Raw genomic sequence first — 17,285 nt, 5'->3', positions numbered from 1 at the left:
GCGGCGTCGATCTTCTGGCGGCCCTTGGCGCTGCCGGCGGACTTGAAGTGCGCTACCGCGGTTCCAAGCCGCCGCGCGCCTGGAGCGGCACACCCGCCGAAGAGACGGTTGATCTGGTGAACCTCACCGAGGCCGCGACATTCTTCACCGGGAATGCGCGTGAAGCCGCACGAGATTTTCCCAAGAATGCCAATGTCGCGGCAACGCTCGCTCTGGCAGGCGCGGGGTTTGAGGCAACCCGTGTGGAACTGGTGGCCGATCCGGCTGCACCGGGCAATGTCCATGAATACTCCGTTACCTCGCCATTGGCGAAATACACCATGCGCATTGAGAACCTGCCGTCGGCGGGCAATGCCAGGACATCTGTTTCCACGGTCTACAGCGTGTTGCGGGAGATCCGGAACCGCATCGGTCCGGTGGCAATCTGAGAGGGAGGCAAACATGATCGAGCTGCCGCAGAGCAAGCTGTTCGTCGCCGGTGAATGGGAAGAGGGCACGGGCGCGGAGATCACCTCCGTCTTTCCCGCTGACGGCAGTGTCAACCGCGTGCTGCGCGGTGCCAGCGTCGCGGATGGGGAGCGCGCGATTGAGCGGGCAAAGCGGGCGCAAGCCGATCCGGCGTGGCGCAATCTGAAACCGCATGAACGGGCGCGTTTTCTCTATGCCATCGCCGACGGCATTGAGGCCAATGCCGAGCGCATCGCCCATATCCAGAGCCGCGATACGGGCAAGACCCTGCGTGAGACCGGAGCGTTGGCAGCATCCGCCGCCGGCACATTCCGCTATTTCGGCGCGGTGCTTGAAACCTCCGATGAAGCGCTGACCGCACAGCGCGGCGACGCGCTCACCATGTCCGTTCATGAACCGCTTGGTCTTATTGGTGCGATCACGCCGTGGAATTCGCCGATCGCCTCGGACGCCCAGAAGGTTGCACCAGCACTTGCGGCAGGAAACGCGGTTCTCCTCAAACCGGCGTCGTGGTCGCCTCTCGTCTCCCTGGAGCTGGCGCGCATCATCGAGGCTTCGGGGTTGCCGAAGGGGTTGTTCTCGGTGCTCCCGGGATCGGGCCGTGAAATCGGCAATCTGCTTGTCGAACACCCTGACATCGCCAAGATCAGCTTCACGGGCGGAACCGATACCGGGCGGGCGCTGGCGGTAAAGGCTGCTCAGAAACTCATGCCGGTTTCCCTGGAGCTCGGCGGCAAGTCGCCTACCATCGTCTTCGCCGACGCCGCTATCGAACAGGCACTCGCCGGGGTGCTGTTCGGTATTTTCTCGTCAACAGGGCAAAGCTGCATTGCCGGCGCGCGCCTGTTCGTCGAGCGGCCGATTTATGATCAGTTTGTCCAGCGGCTTGTGGAGGCGACACAGCGTCTCAAGGTCGGTCATCCCTTCGACGCGACGACGCAGATCGCTCCGATGGTGCATTACGACCATCGCAACAGTGTGGCCGATCACGTGGAAAGGGCGCGCAGAGAAGGAGCCGATATTTTGGTCGGGGGGCGCGCTCCTGCGGGCGCCGATTTCGACAAGGGCGCCTACTACCTGCCGACCATCCTCGCCGGTCTGGACAACACCGCGCGCATCTGCCGGGAGGAAGTGTTTGGCCCGGTCCTTGTCGTCCTGCCCTTCGATGATGAAGATGAGCTGATCGCCCAGGCCAACGACAATGAATACGGTCTTGCCTGTGGCATCTGGACCCGCGACTTTCCCAAAAGCTGGCGAGTGGGCCGGGCCATCAGCACCGGCACCGTATGGATCAATACCTACAAGCAGTTCTCCATCTCGACGCCCTTCGGTGGTGAGAAGGAGAGCGGGATGGGGCGCGAAAAGGGGCGCGAGGGCATTCGTGCCTATATGGCACAGAAGTCGTTCTACACCGACCTTTCGGGTGCACCGCATCCGTGGGCCGCAGCGACGGTGGGTGCATCATGAGCCGCGCTGTCGCCATTGTCGGCTCAGGGCCTTCCGGGTGCTATCTGGCGCAGGCGCTGCTGAAAGCGGCGCCCGATCTTAGGGTGGATCTGATTGACCGACTGCCCGTTCCTTACGGGCTGGTGCGTTATGGAGTGGCAGCTGATCATCAGGGCACGAAGGGCGTGATCAGGCAGTTCGAACGCGTGTTCGAGCGCCAGGGCGCAGGCTTTGTGGGCAATGTCACCATCGGCGAGGATGTGAGCCTCGACGCCCTGCGCGAAGCCTATGATGCGGTCGTGCTCGCAGCCGGACTGTCGGCGGATCGAACGCTTGGCATCGCAGGCGAGGATTTGCAGGGTGTTCATCGCGCCGGCCAGTTGACGCGGGCGCTCTACGAGCATCCCGATGCCGCACCTTTGCCGGAACTGGGCTCCCGGGTCGTGATCATGGGCAATGGCAATGTCGCCATCGACATTCTTCGCCTGTTGGCCAAGACACCGGAGGAACTGGCGGGGTCCGATCTGGGTGCTGCGCCAAGCGATTGGCTGACGCGTTCAGGCATTGAGGAAATTGAGATTGTCGGTCGTTCGCCGGCATCGGCGGCGAAGTTCGATCCGGTCATGATCAAGGAGCTTGTGAAGCTCGAAGGCATCAATATTCGCGTTCTTGGAGCAGACAGGAGCGATGATCCTGAAGCGGCAAAGAAGCTTGCCGCGCTTGAGGCGATCAATGGACATGGCTGCGGTGCGCGACGCATAACATTTCGCTTTGGTTTGACGCCGATCGAGCTCTCGGGACCGGACGATCATCTGAAGGAAGCGCGCTTTCTGGATGGACAGGGCAACACAGTCATCCTGCCTTGCAGTGCCTTTATCACCGCAATCGGCTTTGGCGCGGAAGTCGGCCTGCCACGTGATCTGCTGATTGGGGAAGCGGTTGATCGGGAGGCAGGAGTTCTTGCTCCCGGGCTTTATGCGACCGGGTGGTTTCGCCGTGGGCCGCAGGGCACGATTCCTGATAATCGCGCCGACGCACAGCGTCTGGCGTCCCACATTCTGGCTGATTTTGAGGGCGCCGCTGCACTGCCTGAAAAGCCAGGCCGGCAGGCTTTCCCCGACTGGGCAGGGGCGGTCGGCTATCACGGTTGGAAACGCATTGATGTGGCCGAGATTTCCAACGCACCTGAAAACCGCTGCCGCGCCAAGATCGCATCGCGCGATGCCATGCTGGCGCTGGCCCTTCAGAAAGAGGAGGTTTCTCAATGAACATCATGCTTCTTTATGGCACCGAGACCGGCAATGCCGAAATGCTCGCCGAGGACATCATGTCAGAGCTTGAGGGCGACCATGAGGTCGAGTGCCGTAACCTGTCGGACTTTTCGCCCGACGAGTTCGATGCAGGCCGGCTGCACATGATCATCTGCTCTTCTTATGGCGATGGCGAACTGCCAGCCTCCGCTCAGCCTTTCGCCGAAGCGTTGAAAACGGCGGCACCAGACCTGAAGGGCATTCATTTCGGCATTTTCGGTCTTGGAGACCGCGAATATGAAGAGACCTTCGGTTTTGGCAGCGGGACCCTTGCGGAGCTGCTCATCGCCCACGGTGCGGTGCAGGTCGGAGAGCGCATCACACATGATGCTTCCGGCAGCGACATGGCTGAAGACGTGGCCTTTCCATGGGCGAGCCAGATCGTGACGCTGGCCGAGGAGAAAATCGGCGAGGTCGCGTGATGAAAGCGGCTGACATACGCGCGTTGATCGCCGTTCCGTGGCAGCACGGTGCGTGCGTTGATCTGTCGGGCGTCGTTTGTGAGGGGCGGCTTGACCTTGGCGGACTGGACATAACGGGGGTCAATTTCAGCGGCGCATCATTTCCCGATGGGATCGACGCGACGCGAGCACGCTTTCTTGGGGTCAGCTGGTTCAGCGGGGCAGATTTCGGCAGCACCGCCGGATTTGCAAACGCGCTTTTTGCCAACGATGCCCGCTTCGAGAAGACCGTCTTCGCTGCTGAAGCGCTATTTTCCGGCACGGAGTTCCGGGGGATCGCACGTTTCGACCAGGCAGGCTTTCAGATGGGCGTCGATTTTCAGGAGATCGCCTGTTACGGAAATTTCTCACTCCACGGCGCTCGCATGGACCGGAAAGCCTCTTTCCGTCGGGCGGAGTGGCTGGGCGGCTTGTGGTGCGAGGCGGTGCGCCTGCCTGAAAGCGCCGACTTTTCCGAGACACAGGTGCATGGCCGCCTGTGGCTGCGCCGTGCTCTTGTCGGAAGCGCGAAGTTGGAGAGCAGTTCCTTCGCGTTTTCTTACGGTTATGCTTACAGTTGATCGGCTGACCAGCCGCGATAGCCCAGAGCCTCGGACATCGCACGCGCGACTGCCTTGAGCTCATGCTGGATCTTCTCGGCGTGCGGCCCGTCCTCGGCGAACACGCTTGCGTGACCCGTCACATTGATGGCGCCGACAGCGCGTGCCTGGTGATCGTGGATCGCGACCGCCGCCGAACCGATCTCACGCTCGAAATTCGCAACGCTCCAGGCGATGCCGCGGGCACGGTCGTTCTGCAGCTGCTTTTCGAGATCTGCAAGGGTCGTGCGTGTTTTCGTTGTGAAGGATTCCATCGTTTGCCCTGCATAGAGCGAGCGTAGCGAAGCGGTTGGCATTTCGGCAAGCAGAATGCGGCCGATCGTGGTCGCATGGGCGGGCAATCGCGTGCCCTCGCGCACGGTGCTGGCCAGGTGAGAATTGGGTGTTTCACGCGCGAGATAGACGATCTCGCGGCCTTCAAGAACGCCGAGATGCGCCGACAGGTTGAGTGCTTCGACGAGCTGCTTCAGGAACGGGCGCGCAACCTGAAGAATGCTGCGTTCGTTCAGAGCCTCCGAGGCTAGAGCGATCAGTCCGGTCCCGAGGCGATATCCGCCATCGTCAGCAATCGGTTCGATGATGCTTTCGGCCTCGAGCGTTGCAAGCAGACGGATCAGCGTCGTGCGATTGATGTCCAGCGTCTTTGCTGCGTTGCTGATGTTGCGGCACCGATTTCCCGCTGCAATGTAGCGAAGCAGTGCGATTGCCCGGGTGACGGGTGGCACGACATAAAGAGGTTCTTTGGTTTCGCTTTTCTGTGTTCCGGCCACGAGATGCCCCGTCGAATTGGTCTTATTTGGTCGCGTTTATCATATTTGAACACGCGGCAGTAGAGCGCTTTCCCACGCAATTTTCGGGAATCGTCGATTTGCGCAACGGTTCGTTGTTCCGGAGAAAGCCAGCCATTTGTACCAGCTGTTCAAGGTTTCCGTTGCGCCGGCTGCCATGGGGCGCGTGCTGCGCAGCCGCTTCGATATGTGCGTGCAATGCGATTTCTTGGGTCCTGTTCATCGACCGTATCCTCTTACTGTCGACCCCGCCGCTGCCGAACCGTGAAGCCGAACGCGGCGGGGAGGGCGGCTACCGTCTCGTTGCTACGCCGGCTGCGAAGATTCAAATCAGTCACTGAATATGCAGGAAATGCTCTCTCGCCAATGATGCCTCCCCCATATGAGGGACGGTAGCGGGCTTGAGGCGGGGTAGTACCGAGTCACTGATGGATGACACGGATGGAGAAGACGCCAGATGATCCGGCAGTTTGTAAGCGGGGCAACCTGCCTGGTTCGCTCGCTGGTAATGAGCGCGATGCTCGTTGCGATATCGGCAGCGGAGGCAGGAGCACAAAGCAAAGCGGCGGATGAGATTGCCGCCCGAAGCGTGCTCCTCTCTCTTTACACCGTCAATTCCATGCTGGAACAGCAAGGTGCCGGGCTCAAGGCGGGCGGAAATGTGATGACATCATTTCGCGCATTCCTGGCCCCCCAACTCATTGAAGCGATCGCTGCGGGCAGCGATGGATTTCGTCCTCTGGTCGGCGCGCATGAAGGCACGGTCGACGATTATGAGTTGCGGATGGCAGCGGACCAGCCGGCAGAAGAGACCGTCATAGAGGCCGCAGTGAAGTCCGGGGGGGCTGTCCGATTGATCTCGTTTGCGGTTGCGGGCTCGAACGGTCGTCCGTTGATAACGCGGATATGGGGTGATGGCTGGTCCCTGGGAAAGGGCAGCGCCGCAGCAGTGCGCCCGGCTTCCGGCGCGCCCGGGCATCCTCCGAGCCAGGAAGAACAGAAGGCTCTTGCAGCGGCGGATCGCGGTGGCACGGAGGCGGGTGATGGACGCGCTTCCGACGCAATGCTCACCCTGCCGTATCAGGACGAATTCGATGGCGATACTTTAGGGGCCGAATGGGGCGTGATCGGGGAAGCTCCCGATAAATTCGTCGTTGAAAATGGCGTTGTCTATCAGATTGCGACGGGCGGAGACGATACGTTCCGCGAAGAAGGCAGCGAAAACATCTTCCGGCTCGGCAAGGCGCCGGAAGGCGATTTTGACATGACGCTGACCGGGCTTCTCGAAGCCAAGACCGGGAGGGAGGGCGTCTGGCTGGGCCTCTATGAGGATTCGACGAACTTTCTTGCGGGCACGCTTCACGTCTACACCAGCGGCTGCGGCCCCTACCTGACCCTGAGGATCGTCAATCGGCAACATGTTGCGGGAGCCGAAGAGCCCCTGACCAGCGAATTCTACGATAACCTCTTTGACAAGGGCCCCCTTCTGTCCAGCTACTGCAATGCCGGCAACCGGGAGATCGGCGACGCAATCCTGCAACGCCTCAACGAAACCGGCTTTTCACTGACCCTCTCCCGACGGGGTTTTCTCCATTTTGCTACGGTCGAACTCGATCTTCCGGCCTTCGGCGACAATCCGGGCGGGCGTGTCAGCGTCACCACACGCAACGTCGCGCGAACAAATGCCGCAGGCAGGCCCGCGTTCATGCTGGGGCAGCTTCAGCGGGCGGGGAATGGCGAGTCGGTCGCTCAGTTCGACCGTTTTTCGATTTCTGCGCCGGTCAACTGACGGCGGCCATCATGATGGGATTTCCGGCCATGTTTCGTAGTTCAGGAATTGCTCTTTGGGTGCTGACCAGTTCACTTCTGGCGGCATGTGGAGGGAGCGCTCAGGCGCAGGACATCAACGCGGCAGTTGCTCTTGTCGAGCAATTCATCGGCGCGCACATGACCCATCTCGACACCATGCAGGGCCCGCTGCTCAACGATGCGCTTGCCGCTGCACCCTATGTGGTCGATGGACTGGCCGTGGACGGGCTGCAGGGGCGCCTCGGCTTCGATCCGATCTACAATGCTCAGGATTTCGAGATCACCAACCTCCGGGTTTTCGCCGACCCGGCTACACCAGTTCTGCGTGGCGCTGCACAGGTGCGTGTCAGCCTCGACAATTTCGGACAGCGCCAGGAGTTCGTCTACACTCTCGTGCCGGTCGCACCCGACAATGCCTGGCAGATCTCAGACATTTATTCCGAGAACAATGGCTGGTCGCTTGCCGATATGGCAGCCAATCTCGGCATAGACCTAAGGCGCCAAAACGGAAGCGAAGTGACCCTGCAAAACGTGGGTTTTCCCGTCCCGTGTGCGTCCGCGTGCGGTCATTCTGTCAAACCCGATGCGCAGGAGGGGCACGATCCGATTATCGTGCCAGGAATGGAAGAAGGCGATCTGCCCGGCAACGGCATCAATCCCGAGGGGCGCAACCTTTTGCTCATTCTCGATGCGTCGGGTTCGATGTGGGGACAGATTGAAGGTGTCGCCAAGATCACCACAGCCCGTCAGGCGCTCACCGGAATCCTGGGCGATCTCGATCCAGCAACGAATGTGGGGTTGATGGCCTATGGCCACCGGCGTGAGGGAGACTGCTCCGACACTGAAATTCTCTATCCGGTTGCCAACTATGACGCGGGACGGCTCATCCCAGCAATAGAAGGCCTCTCACCTCGCGGGAAAACCCCGATCGCCGGTGCGCTGGAGCGGGCGGCTGCCGCCATGCCCGCTGCCGGCCAGTCTTCGAGCGTTCTTCTGATTTCCGACGGACTGGAAACCTGCGGCGGCGATCCGTGCGGTGCGGCGGCCCGACTGGCCCGGACGGGAATCGATACACGTGTTCACGTCGTTGGTTTTGACCTGAACGAGGAGGAGCACGCGGCGCTCCAGTGTATCGCCGAGAAGGGCAATGGCACCTACCATCCGGCAAACGATGCGCGAAGCTTCGTCGCTGCCGTCAAAGATGTGGTGCGGGAATCGGAGACTGTCACACCTGCGCCTGCCCCGGCACCAGTCGCCCGGCCAACTGCTGAAACCGTGTTCGAGGAGACGTTCGACGGTCCGGCGCTCAATGCGGCGTGGCGGGTGGACAGCCCGGTTGAAGAGCTAACGGCGTTCACACCGCAGGGCGCACTCTTCGTTGCCGCGCTCGGCAAGGCACCCTACTTCACAAATCCAGAGGCAACGAACCGTTTCGTGCTGGATCGTCCCCTCCCCAAGGGAGATTTTGATCTTGTTCTGGATTTCAGGGTCAATGTACAGACCAGGCGCGAGGGCGTCATGCTGTCGCTCTTCAAGGCCGCACACGAACAGATTGGGGCCCGCATGTGGCTTGAACCGAAGGGGTGCGGCACTCTGCTTAATCTCTCACTGGTCCGGATATCAGGCGCGAAAGACGACCCTGAGACGACTTCTTTCGATACCAACCTGCTAGGCGGTGCCTGGGTTGACGGTGTCTGCAATGCGGCTGGTCGCGAGCGGGGCGATGCCATTCTTGAGAGCCTTGGCCGGGACGGTGCGCAACTGCGTCTCAAACGGCGTGGCCGGGAAATCACGGCTTCGCTGGAGATGCAGATGCCGGGGGAGGGCGAGGCGCTCGCCTACACGACCCAGTCGATCACAATGCTTCGGCTGTCGGGTGCCGCGAGTGTGCTGGGTGGCCACGGGCACAAGGCGCTGCCCGGTGAAAGCCATTTCGAATTCGATCGCTTCGCAATTGAGGTGCCGCAACAATGACGCCCCGTCATTGGCTGACTTCCATCCTGCTGGCGATGGCCCTTGTCGGCGGTTCCATGCCCCGGGTCTGGGCGCAGGGCCAGATGTCGTTCACAGAGGAAGAGGCGGCAGAGGACGGTAAAAGCCTGTTCGACGAACTGGAGTCCGAGCAGAAGGACGAAGACGTGCCTGATGGCGCGAACACCGACTGGAGGGATGTTACCGATCGGGACGTTCTCGGCTGCGCGGCGGGGTTCGGGTGCGATGGACTGAGTGTGTCGCAGGACGACGCGGTGGTTCTGACGGGGCATCAGAACGCCGAGCATGCGCGTAAGGCGTATCAGGAACAGTACGGAAATCGCGACGCAGATTCCACAGAGCAGGTTTCGGACGAAGACCTGTCGGCCGATGAAAATCGTGGCGAGATGTCGTTCACCGAGGATGAGGTGGCAGAGGACGGTGAAAGCCTGTTCGACGAAGTGGAGTCCGAGGAGAAGAATGAAGCGGTTCCCGACGGCAGCCGCACTGACTGGCGGGACGTTGCCGATCGGGATGTTCTCGGCTGCGCGGCGGGGTTCGGGTGCGAGGGGCTGGGCGTATCGCAGGACGATGCGGTGGTTCTGACGGGGCACGAAAACGCCGAGGATGCGCGTAAGGCGTATCGGGAGCAGTACGGAAATGCGGACGCCGATTCCACCGAGCAGGACCTGTCGGTTGATGGAAAACGCGGCGAGATGTCGTTCACCGAGGACGAGGTGACAGAGGACGGCGCAAAAATGTCGTTCACTGAAGAAGAAGTGCAGGACACCAAGGGGCAGGCCCCAACTGAAGACAGGTTCACGGATGCCGGGATTGCTTCGTTCAGTCAGGAAGAAGACGAGCTATGGGCGTGCACTGCAGGTTTTGGTTGCAAAGGCGCGGCCGCTGGCCTCACGCCCCATGAGGCCCTGCATCGCCTCGGCCTGCCCGAATATTCCTACGAATGGCCGCTGGCCGCGTGTGCAACCAGTGCACCCGGCGCATGCGAGGAAATGGGAATCAGCTTGAAAGATGCGCTCCGGATCATGTCGCATCTGGCCAATCCCAACCGGTGATGGTCGCCCTCTTGCCGCTTGGTGACGCCAATAGCGGACCGCCACAACGAGGTGGCTAGCCAAGCCAGCCGACCGGTCCGGACAGTATGCGTGAGGTGAGTTCGGACTGGGTGTGGACGTTCATTTTCGAGAACGCCTTCTTGAGATGGCCGCGCACGGTGCTGACCAGAATGCCAAGCGCTTCCGCTGCTTCTTCGGGGGATTTCCCGCCGGCAATCAGAAGTGCAATTTCGGCCTCTTTGCCGGTCAGGCCATAGGCGAGCTCGACCAGCGCCACGCGCGAGTCCGCTGCGAGCTTCCGCTCAAGGCTGGTGCGAAGCACCAGGACGGAAGCGGGTCCCTGTCGCTGCAGGCTCGTCTGCTTAAGCGCCTCGGGGTGAAACCGGAAGCCGACTGGGACGTCTTCATGGACAATGAGTGTCTCGCGATGGCCCGTTCGGCTGGCAGGATCGCTCAGCTCGCCCGTCAACAGCGCGCGGGTGAACTGGTTCAAGAGGCGTTGATCGGTACTCGACAGGTCCCTCGTGGGAAACAACCGGGCTAGTGCCTCGAAATAGGTTCGGTTCGAATGGAGTAACCCGCCCTCGCTGTCGAGTATTGCAACGCCGATCTGAAGCCGTTCGATGACCGACTGCAGCAGAACACCCAGCGTGGCGTTCATCATCACCTGCCGGTTGAGATTGAACGAACGTTCCCAGTGCGGCATCAGCGACAGAATGCGCTTGTGCAGGGCGGACTCCGCCAGATCGCCAGATCGTTCAGCCTCGTAAATCATGCGGTAGATGATTTCGTTCCAGCGGCTTTCATCGTCGATGGCGTTGTAGCAGAGCTCGACGAGTTCTCCGGGACTCATGTCCTCGGATGCCCCAAGGCTGCTGGTCATCGAAAGCAGTTCCGAGGTGAGTTCGGCAACGCCGATCTCAGCGCTCCCTTCTTCCGGATGCCACTCTTCACCGACCCATCGCACAATGCGCTCGGCGATGCCGAAGCGTCTCTCCTCGAGAAACAGGGCCGATCGCGCGCCTTCGATGCGGGCTGATGCGATATCGTCAAACCCGACACGTTCGAGAAACCGTTCGACAGGCGGCAAAAAACCACCGTCGCGCAACATTGCGTCTTCGCCGCCGAAAAGGATAAGGCAACGTGTGCCGGGCACCACCGACGCACCCTTTGGCCATTTCCAGGCCGAAAGCATGCCTGAGAAAATATTGTACCAGTATGCGGGCGTGGGCGTCGGCCAACCCAGCGGATCGGCGATCACGGAATCGATCAGGGCGCGATCCGCGCTCATCACGTCTGCCGGATGCCGGCGTTCTTTCAGGTGCGAGCCCAAAAACGCGTATAGATGATGCAGAGACTGTTCGTCGGGGGTGTCTGCGGAGCCGAGTTTACAACGCGTCTGCGAGAACGTTTTGCCGAACATGGCAATGGCGCGCTGATTGGGCGGCGGCGAGATCAAGACTATGTGGCGGGCGAGGTCCGGCCAGGTTTTGAGGACTTCCAGTGTCAGCAATGCAGTGATGTTGGGAACAACGACCAGCCGCTGCTCCCAGGGGATGTCTGCGAAGCTCTTTTCGTAGAACAGCCGCATGTCGGCGATGGCGCGCTGCCAGCCATCCTCATAGTCGAGATGTCCCAGCGGACTGTGATTACCGGTGGATTTGCCGTGTCCGCGCACATCACCTGAATAGGCGTTCCACCCCAGTTGGCGAAAGGCCGCGCCCAGATCCGAGAGCATGCCTGAATGCGTGGGTTGGCTGTGGCCGAGAAACACGGCTCTGGGGCCATGCGCTGGCTTGCGACCGGGGTCGACGACCCACTTGCGCATAAGTAGCGGCTGGTTGTCCTCCCCCAGCAGGAACTCGGCATTCATAATTTCATCCCCCAAGCCAATCAGACGCCCGCGCGACCCGAAACAACTCCGGAGTTGTTTACCGATGCCCGCGTGAACCCGGTCTGAACGACGCTGACAGCCCTTCTGCCATTCGGGCGTGAATATAGAAGAGGTCAGACGGGGAGTGAAGCGAACGACGACAGGGCAGGATCACTCGACGTAGCGCCTGATGGAAAATTTGGCGGCTTCGAATTCTTCCATCATGCCGGGTAACAGTCGGTCGATGCCCCCCTCCGAAGCGTTCTCGCCAGCCAGTCTGTCCTGAGCCATGAAAAACAGCACATCATCTTCGACGATGAAACCGAGATTGTGAAAGCGGGCCGCGAGGTCGAGCATTGTGGCCTGGGTGGCCGGTGTGAGTATCTGCAAAACCTCCTGGGTGACATCGCGGTTATCCCTTTTCGTCATGGGGCGCCCGGAAACATGAAACCGCTCGTTGAACTGTATCGACTCGGTCTTGATGTCACGATCCAGCGGTCCCCTGTTGACGATGTTCTCAGGACGGATCACCGCGCGGATGCCGGTCTTTCGGTCAATCCGGTAAGCGCCGAGCATAGAAAAGAACTGGCCGTAGCCACCCTTGCCGCCACGCGCGTCGCGCCGCATCTCACGCATGCCGAGCCCGGCCTCCATCTGCATGGCGCCTACCGCGACCCACAAAGGCAGACTGTCTTCCCTGCTGTCGCCCCAGAACTCGCCATCGAGCCGCACGCCCATGAACGAACCGGCCCGAACTTTCGTCAGTTCGGGTATGCGGGCCTCGATCTTCTCCAAACGTGGCGGTTTTACACGCTGTGAACGGCGTTCGTAATGGCCTTCGGAGTCATGCACCGGGGTTCGTTCAATCTGCCATTCCAGGAACCTGCCGGTATAGGACCAGCCTCTGTCTCGTGCGATCCTGACCCGGCGGGCGAGCCGGCGGCCATCCGCATTTTCGAGCATTTCCACCAGAAAGATCGCGCCAAAGGCCAGGGTGGTGACGGCGACCGGAGCAAAGGGAAAGCTGTTGCCGGCAAAGCCGGCGACCATCGTCCATATCAGGGCGAGCAGCGCGACCGGCAGGGGAAGACGTTTCAGCCAGATGGGAAGCGCAACGCCGTTGCGGATGCTGGATGTGTCCGGCGTCTCTACAGATATTTCATCTTCGAACGGATCCCAGTGCCGCCGCTTGCTCACGGGCGTTTTCCCGGCAGATCGATTTCGGGCATCGCGCGCACCGCTTTAGCCTCTGCGGTGGCCAGGGAAAAGGGCGAGGCGTGCTCAAACCCCATCGCACGGGCGATCCAGTTCGAAGGGACGGCGTCGAGCAGGGTATTGTAGCGCTCGACATTGGCGTTATAGAGCCGCCGTGCCGCGCTGATCTGGTCTTCTGTTTCCTCCAGCTGTTTCTGGAGTTCGCGGACATTGCCTGTTGCGCTGATTTCGGGCGTATCCTCGGAGTAGGCAAAAAATGTGTGAAGCGCGTCGGACAGTTTGCTCTCCGCCCTCTGCACGGCCTCGATGTCGCTCATGCGCGCGCTCATTGCGCTCTGACGCGCCTCCATGAGCGCGTCGAAGATGCGATTTTCCTGCGCCATCGCCCCTCGTACCGCCTCGACAAGGGCGGGGATGAGGTCATGACGGCGCTTTAGCTGCACATCGACCCCCGAATAGCCGGTTGTCACGGCGTTTTTTGCCGCGGCCAACCGGTTCTGCAGATAAATAAACACGAGTATGCACGCTGCGATTATGACAATGGTCGTGATCATGTCTGGTGCCGGAAGCCTCCCGAAATGCGGCGCTTTGCGCACTGGAGCCCTGGCCTGGACCGCTCATCGCTTCACGGAACGCTGCGCCGCATTGTCTCATTGTTTGCCGCATTCTCGCGGACGTCAGGTGCTCTCATCTGACTGTAGAATGCCCTAGCCGGGCGCTGGCATGCTTGCATCCCCCAAATGAGGGAGCACACGATGCGGCCGGAAGGAAAACGGAAAACCGGATTCTGCCCGAGGTAAAGCTGGTGATCTGGCGACCATGAATGATACTCATCCAGAATGTATTCGCCTTCTGACATCCTTGAATTCGGTCCGATTGTCTTCGTCCTGTTCGCGCCTCTCGTCTATGCGCTTGTGCGCGCGCGCAATGCGACACGGGACGATTTCATTTTCAATTCGGGCCGCACCGGGTTGCTTGCGACGATTGCCGGCATCGTGTGCGGAAACATCGGGGCAGGCACATTTGTCGCACTCCTGCTGTTCTCGGATGCCAGCCCGATCCTTGGCGTGTCGCTGGCCTGCGCATACGCGCTGGGGCTCGTGATCTGCGGTGCAATAGCGCCAGTGGTTCACCGGCAGTCCAGTCAATATGGCGTTCACGGACTGGTCGATCTCATTGTGGCGGCCCATCGTGTCCGCCATCCGCTGGCGATCTGGATTCCGATCGCTTTCGTTTTCCTGCTGCGCACGGCTGTACAGCTTTTGGCACTGGCTGTGATCCTGGCCACTATCCTGCCGGTTTCGAACCTGGTTGCGCTTGTTCTTGCGAGCGCGTTTACCGGGATCTACACCGCCATTGGTGGGTATCGCGTGGCCACGGAGACCGACATCTTTCAGGCTATCGTCATTCTTGTCGGCATTGGCGTTCTTACGCTTACGAATGCCGGGGGCATGCCGCACATCGAAAACATGTTCGATCTCGGCCCTTATAAATTACCGCTGCTTGTCGGTGTCTGGCTGTTCATTCCCGTCAGTGCGGTCCTTGCGATCGACAATTGGCAGAGAATGGCAACGGCGCGGGCGCCGGCGGTGGCGCGAAGGGCATTTCTGCTTGCTGCGCCTCTATGCCTGTTTTGTTACATGAGCATCGTCTGGCTCGGGCTCAAGGGGCATGCGGGCGAAGAGGTTCTTACCGTATTGCGTGCGACCATGCCGGTTCAGTGGGCGTGGCTGGCCGACGTCATGCTGATTGCCGTTCTCATGTCGACGATGGACACATTCGTCATGCCGCTGGTCACCAGTCTGGAGCGGACACGCTACACGCTGCGCCAGCTTCAGCTCATGGTGCTGATGCTGTTTTCCGTGCTCGCCATCGCTGCCTATGCAATGGGACCGCTGCTCAATTCCATTATCGCGGCATTCAGCTCGCTCGTGGTTTTCCTCCCGGCCGTACTCGCGGCACTGCTTACGCGCAATCCCCGTGCCGGGTCGGCAGTTCTCTCGTTGAACCTGGGCGTGGCGGTCAGCCTGGTTCTTGTCGGCATCGATCTGAACTACGCCGCGTTTGCCGGGTTTGGAGTTGCCGCGCTGACCTATGGCCTTGGGTGGGGACTGGCGTCGCGGTCCCGCAGCAGTGGCCAACCGCTAAGGAACAGCCAGTGAAGCCGCCCGCTCACTCGCTTCCTTCAGTTTGGGGGAGCTCTTGGCTCTGGTCCTCTTCGATCACCAGCCCTGCAAACCCTTCACCCTCCACGTGGATTTGAGGGCACGCGCGTGGCTCCCGATTTGAAAAATCGTACCAGCACTCCCTGATATGGTAGGTGATTTTGAGGTCGGCGCAGGACGTTTCTGTGTTGATCCCGGTTGTGGTGTGGAATTGAGACATGCCCGCACTGTCCCAGCCTGTAAAAACCCACTGAAGCGGCAAACGGTCGATTTGCCATCACGCGTATCGGTGTAGCGCGCTTCTCCATAGAGTGCGTAAAATCCCTGCTCGCGCTTATTCACGGTGACGCGTGTTTCGGGCCTGCAAACGCGGCTGCCGGTTGCTTCCGCATGGACGGTCAGACGCAGATCGCCTGCAGGTACGCTATTGGCCGTCTTCTGCTGACTGATCGCAAAGGCTGCAATGCCTGCGGCGAGCAGCAGACCGCCGAAGACTGACGCAACTATCAGGTGTTTGGGGTCGGGCATCGGCTTCTCCTGTCCTTGATCTCTGATCCCTGCAACGCACGTTGCAGTCCCGCAGCTTCCTGTACCCAACCGCGTCTGGTCTTCAGGTTGGGTTGTTTAAGTTGCTTGAAGCGGCTGAGTGTCAGCAATGTACGCCTCTTGCTCCACTCGGGTCAGGACCATTGCTGCGTGGATACCCGACAGAGGTCCCTCCCGAATGAGAGAAAAGAGGCTCCTTGCAGCGCGCAATCGTCTTCGCGTTCCACCATGCCGCCGGGGTCGCATGCGGGCCGGTGACGTTCTTACGCATGGCCGGTAGCGCTCAGCTTGAGACTGTCGATGACGTCGGTCACAAGTTCGAGCTCGGCGAGAAGATTGCGGGCACGCTCCTTTCCATCACGAACTTCACGAAATACATTCCCGATCTCGAAACGCCGCGCAGCCGAACCGATGCGTACGGTTATCAGCAAGCGATTGTCCACGAACGCCAGCGCCACGCCTCGCCTGTTGTTGAGACGCTCGGTGAGTTCCATGATCCGCTCCATGAAGCGTGGCGTAAGCAGGTACCGGGCTTCGATTTGATCGGTGGAGAAGACGTTGAAGCGATCTTCAAACCGGGGGTCTTCCAGCCGGACCCGCTCACCATTCTGACGGTGCTGTTCGAGCGCATTTCCGATCCAGTCGGTGTCCGAAACAATCGTGGTTTCGCCGTTGAAGGGCTTGCTGAAGCTGTAAACCAGCATCAGGGCCCGCCACTTGGCCTTCTTTTTCGAGAACTTGCCCTCGCACAGCTCGAAATCCACGCCATCAACATGCCCGTCGATTCGATCCTCGAGCTTGACGCTTGTGTAAAATGGCAGGAGCGGTTTGAAGCGGGTGAGTGGGAATTCGAATTTTCTGAGGGTGTGTTCAAAGCCGAGATATGCGCAGACGCCGCCGGTCAGAACCTGCTTGTAGCGGTCGGTGAGCCCCAGATAGGCAAGGCCTGCCCCCAACATACCACCGAATCCCACGGCAAAGGCGGCCAGCGCAATCGCACTGTCGGTCTGGCCCATCTGCGCAAGGATTGCGAGCGCACCGAATCCGACTGCACCGAGGCCCGCCAGTCCGGCCACGAGCCACCCCCGCTTTTTCCGGAGGGCTTCGAGAGCGACAAGCGCAGGTTCGATTTCGCCTGCGTAGTAACTGTCGAATCCCTTCTCGGGGGCGTATGTCGCAACGGGCGTGTTCAAGGCTGGCGCTCCAGATCAGCTATCGCGGGAATGTGACGGTGCGGACCGTGCGTTGATGCCGGTCGCGCCGAAGTGCGGCCGGTACCAGCGATGTACCAGGGCGACAGGTGTGATGAGGATGGCGGTAAGCCGGATCGCGGGCACGGATTATCCTTGTTGCGGACAAATGAATCTCTTTTCCTCCCAACAATCATGCAGCCAGACCTTGAGCGCCTCTCCCAAATTGGAGAGGCGGCTCGCCAATCTGTTTCCGTGGATTGTCCCGATATGGGGGAAGGGGACGATGTAGCTGTGATGAAGATGACAGTTGAAGCCGATTTCCACGGGCCGGGCGGGCTGTTTCTGGAGCGATGGTTGCAGACTGG

At 60.5% G+C, this 17,285-nt stretch carries 16 protein-coding genes; 10 read left to right on the top strand and 6 right to left on the bottom strand.

All coding sequences use genetic code 11. From position 1 onward, the window contains the following. From JCM21793_RS18595 to JCM21793_RS18575, 5 genes are all read left to right on the top strand, one after another. Nucleotides 1–428, top strand: a 428-nt coding sequence (locus JCM21793_RS18595; RefSeq protein ID WP_025031324.1) for an aspartate dehydrogenase domain-containing protein, incomplete at its 5' end; no start/stop codon positions are given. A gap of 13 nt (nt 429–441) precedes the next feature. Next, the gene (locus JCM21793_RS18590) at nt 442–1,935 is read left to right on the top strand and encodes an aldehyde dehydrogenase (protein WP_025031323.1); all 1,494 of its coding nucleotides are present in this window, start codon (nt 442–444) and stop codon (nt 1,933–1,935) included. After that, nucleotides 1,932–3,182, top strand: coding sequence for an FAD-dependent oxidoreductase (locus tag JCM21793_RS18585; protein WP_036540838.1), 1,251 nt, complete (start codon nt 1,932–1,934; stop codon nt 3,180–3,182). Before JCM21793_RS18590 ends, JCM21793_RS18585 begins: the two co-directional genes overlap by 4 nt. After that, complete coding sequence (locus tag JCM21793_RS18580) at nt 3,179–3,646, top strand: flavodoxin domain-containing protein (protein ID WP_007009590.1); 468 nt, start codon at nt 3,179–3,181, stop codon at nt 3,644–3,646. Before JCM21793_RS18585 ends, JCM21793_RS18580 begins: the two co-directional genes overlap by 4 nt. Beyond that, nucleotides 3,646–4,245 (top strand): pentapeptide repeat-containing protein, encoded by a 600-nt coding sequence (locus JCM21793_RS18575; RefSeq protein WP_025031321.1) that lies wholly within the window; start codon nt 3,646–3,648, stop codon nt 4,243–4,245. Before JCM21793_RS18580 ends, JCM21793_RS18575 begins: the two co-directional genes overlap by 1 nt. On the opposite strand, the gene JCM21793_RS18570 is transcribed toward JCM21793_RS18575, so the two are convergent. Beyond that, nucleotides 4,236–5,054 (bottom strand): IclR family transcriptional regulator, encoded by an 819-nt coding sequence (locus JCM21793_RS18570; protein ID WP_025031320.1) that lies wholly within the window; start codon nt 5,052–5,054, stop codon nt 4,236–4,238. The two genes, JCM21793_RS18575 and JCM21793_RS18570, sit on opposite strands and share 10 nt — an antisense overlap. A 475-nt stretch (nt 5,055–5,529) precedes the next feature. Between JCM21793_RS18570 and JCM21793_RS18565 the strand changes: the two genes are divergently transcribed. The 3 genes from JCM21793_RS18565 to JCM21793_RS18555 are packed head-to-tail and all read left to right on the top strand — an operon-like array spanning nt 5,530 to nt 9,928. Further along, nucleotides 5,530–6,861, top strand: coding sequence for a hypothetical protein (locus tag JCM21793_RS18565; RefSeq protein ID WP_155983483.1), 1,332 nt, complete (start codon nt 5,530–5,532; stop codon nt 6,859–6,861). A 59-nt stretch (nt 6,862–6,920) separates the two neighbouring features. Then, nucleotides 6,921–8,855: a vWA domain-containing protein gene (locus JCM21793_RS28405; RefSeq protein WP_162175236.1), complete on the top strand. Its 1,935-nt coding sequence runs from the start codon at nt 6,921–6,923 to the stop codon at nt 8,853–8,855. Beyond that, on the top strand, nt 8,852–9,928 hold the full coding sequence (locus tag JCM21793_RS18555) for a hypothetical protein (protein ID WP_025031317.1): 1,077 nt from the start codon (nt 8,852–8,854) through the stop codon (nt 9,926–9,928). The genes JCM21793_RS28405 and JCM21793_RS18555 overlap by 4 nt, the downstream gene beginning before the upstream one ends. Nucleotides 9,929–9,983: 55 nt before the next feature. On the opposite strand, the gene JCM21793_RS18550 is transcribed toward JCM21793_RS18555, so the two are convergent. The 3 genes from JCM21793_RS18550 to JCM21793_RS18540 form a co-directional block, all read right to left on the bottom strand. Then, on the bottom strand, nt 9,984–11,801 hold the full coding sequence (locus tag JCM21793_RS18550; RefSeq protein ID WP_025031316.1) for a serine aminopeptidase domain-containing protein: 1,818 nt from the start codon (nt 11,799–11,801) through the stop codon (nt 9,984–9,986). A 171-nt stretch (nt 11,802–11,972) separates the two neighbouring features. Continuing rightward, nucleotides 11,973–12,998, bottom strand: coding sequence for a hypothetical protein (locus JCM21793_RS18545; RefSeq protein WP_025031315.1), 1,026 nt, complete (start codon nt 12,996–12,998; stop codon nt 11,973–11,975). Beyond that, the gene (locus JCM21793_RS18540; protein ID WP_162175235.1) at nt 12,995–13,507 is read right to left on the bottom strand and encodes a LemA family protein; all 513 of its coding nucleotides are present in this window, start codon (nt 13,505–13,507) and stop codon (nt 12,995–12,997) included. The genes JCM21793_RS18545 and JCM21793_RS18540 overlap by 4 nt, the downstream gene beginning before the upstream one ends. Nucleotides 13,508–13,855: 348 nt before the next feature. Here JCM21793_RS18540 and JCM21793_RS18535 point away from each other — a divergent pair, with 348 nt between their 5' ends. After that, nucleotides 13,856–15,178: a sodium:solute symporter family transporter gene (locus tag JCM21793_RS18535; protein ID WP_025031313.1), complete on the top strand. Its 1,323-nt coding sequence runs from the start codon at nt 13,856–13,858 to the stop codon at nt 15,176–15,178. A 60-nt stretch (nt 15,179–15,238) separates the two neighbouring features. Here the strand turns inward: JCM21793_RS18535 and JCM21793_RS29320 are convergent, their stop codons facing one another. Next, nucleotides 15,239–15,709, bottom strand: a complete 471-nt coding sequence (locus JCM21793_RS29320) for a hypothetical protein (RefSeq protein ID WP_155983482.1) — start codon at nt 15,707–15,709, stop codon at nt 15,239–15,241. 281 nt (nt 15,710–15,990) lie between these two features. Next, nucleotides 15,991–16,920 (bottom strand): DUF3137 domain-containing protein, encoded by a 930-nt coding sequence (locus tag JCM21793_RS28400; RefSeq protein ID WP_025031311.1) that lies wholly within the window; start codon nt 16,918–16,920, stop codon nt 15,991–15,993. 90 nt (nt 16,921–17,010) lie between these two features. On the opposite strand from JCM21793_RS28400, the gene JCM21793_RS29840 reads away from it, so the two are divergent. Beyond that, the coding region (locus tag JCM21793_RS29840; RefSeq protein WP_210164484.1) for a hypothetical protein at nt 17,011–17,285 on the top strand (275 nt) is incomplete at its 3' end.

The sequence above is a fragment of the Nitratireductor aquibiodomus NL21 = JCM 21793 genome (assembly GCF_000615975.1).
In the GTDB taxonomy this organism is placed as follows: Bacteria; Pseudomonadota; Alphaproteobacteria; order Rhizobiales; family Rhizobiaceae; genus Nitratireductor; species Nitratireductor aquibiodomus.
This window is presented reverse-complemented; position numbering and strand designations above follow the sequence as displayed.

Excerpts from the sequence above, each read along its gene's own strand:
- JCM21793_RS18590 (WP_025031323.1), top strand. The coding sequence starts at position 442 with ATGATCGAGCTGCCGCAGAGCAAGCTGTTCGTCGCCGGTGAATGGGAA.
- JCM21793_RS18585 (WP_036540838.1), top strand. The coding sequence starts at position 1,932 with ATGAGCCGCGCTGTCGCCATTGTCGGCTCAGGGCCTTCCGGGTGCTAT.
- JCM21793_RS18580 (WP_007009590.1), top strand. The coding sequence starts at position 3,179 with ATGAACATCATGCTTCTTTATGGCACCGAGACCGGCAATGCCGAAATG.
- JCM21793_RS18575 (WP_025031321.1), top strand. The coding sequence starts at position 3,646 with ATGAAAGCGGCTGACATACGCGCGTTGATCGCCGTTCCGTGGCAGCAC.
- JCM21793_RS18565 (WP_155983483.1), top strand. The coding sequence starts at position 5,530 with ATGATCCGGCAGTTTGTAAGCGGGGCAACCTGCCTGGTTCGCTCGCTG.
- JCM21793_RS18555 (WP_025031317.1), top strand. The coding sequence starts at position 8,852 with ATGACGCCCCGTCATTGGCTGACTTCCATCCTGCTGGCGATGGCCCTT.
- JCM21793_RS18550 (WP_025031316.1), bottom strand. The coding sequence starts at position 11,801 with ATGAATGCCGAGTTCCTGCTGGGGGAGGACAACCAGCCGCTACTTATG.
- JCM21793_RS18535 (WP_025031313.1), top strand. The coding sequence starts at position 13,856 with ATGTATTCGCCTTCTGACATCCTTGAATTCGGTCCGATTGTCTTCGTC.
- JCM21793_RS29320 (WP_155983482.1), bottom strand. The coding sequence starts at position 15,709 with ATGCCCGACCCCAAACACCTGATAGTTGCGTCAGTCTTCGGCGGTCTG.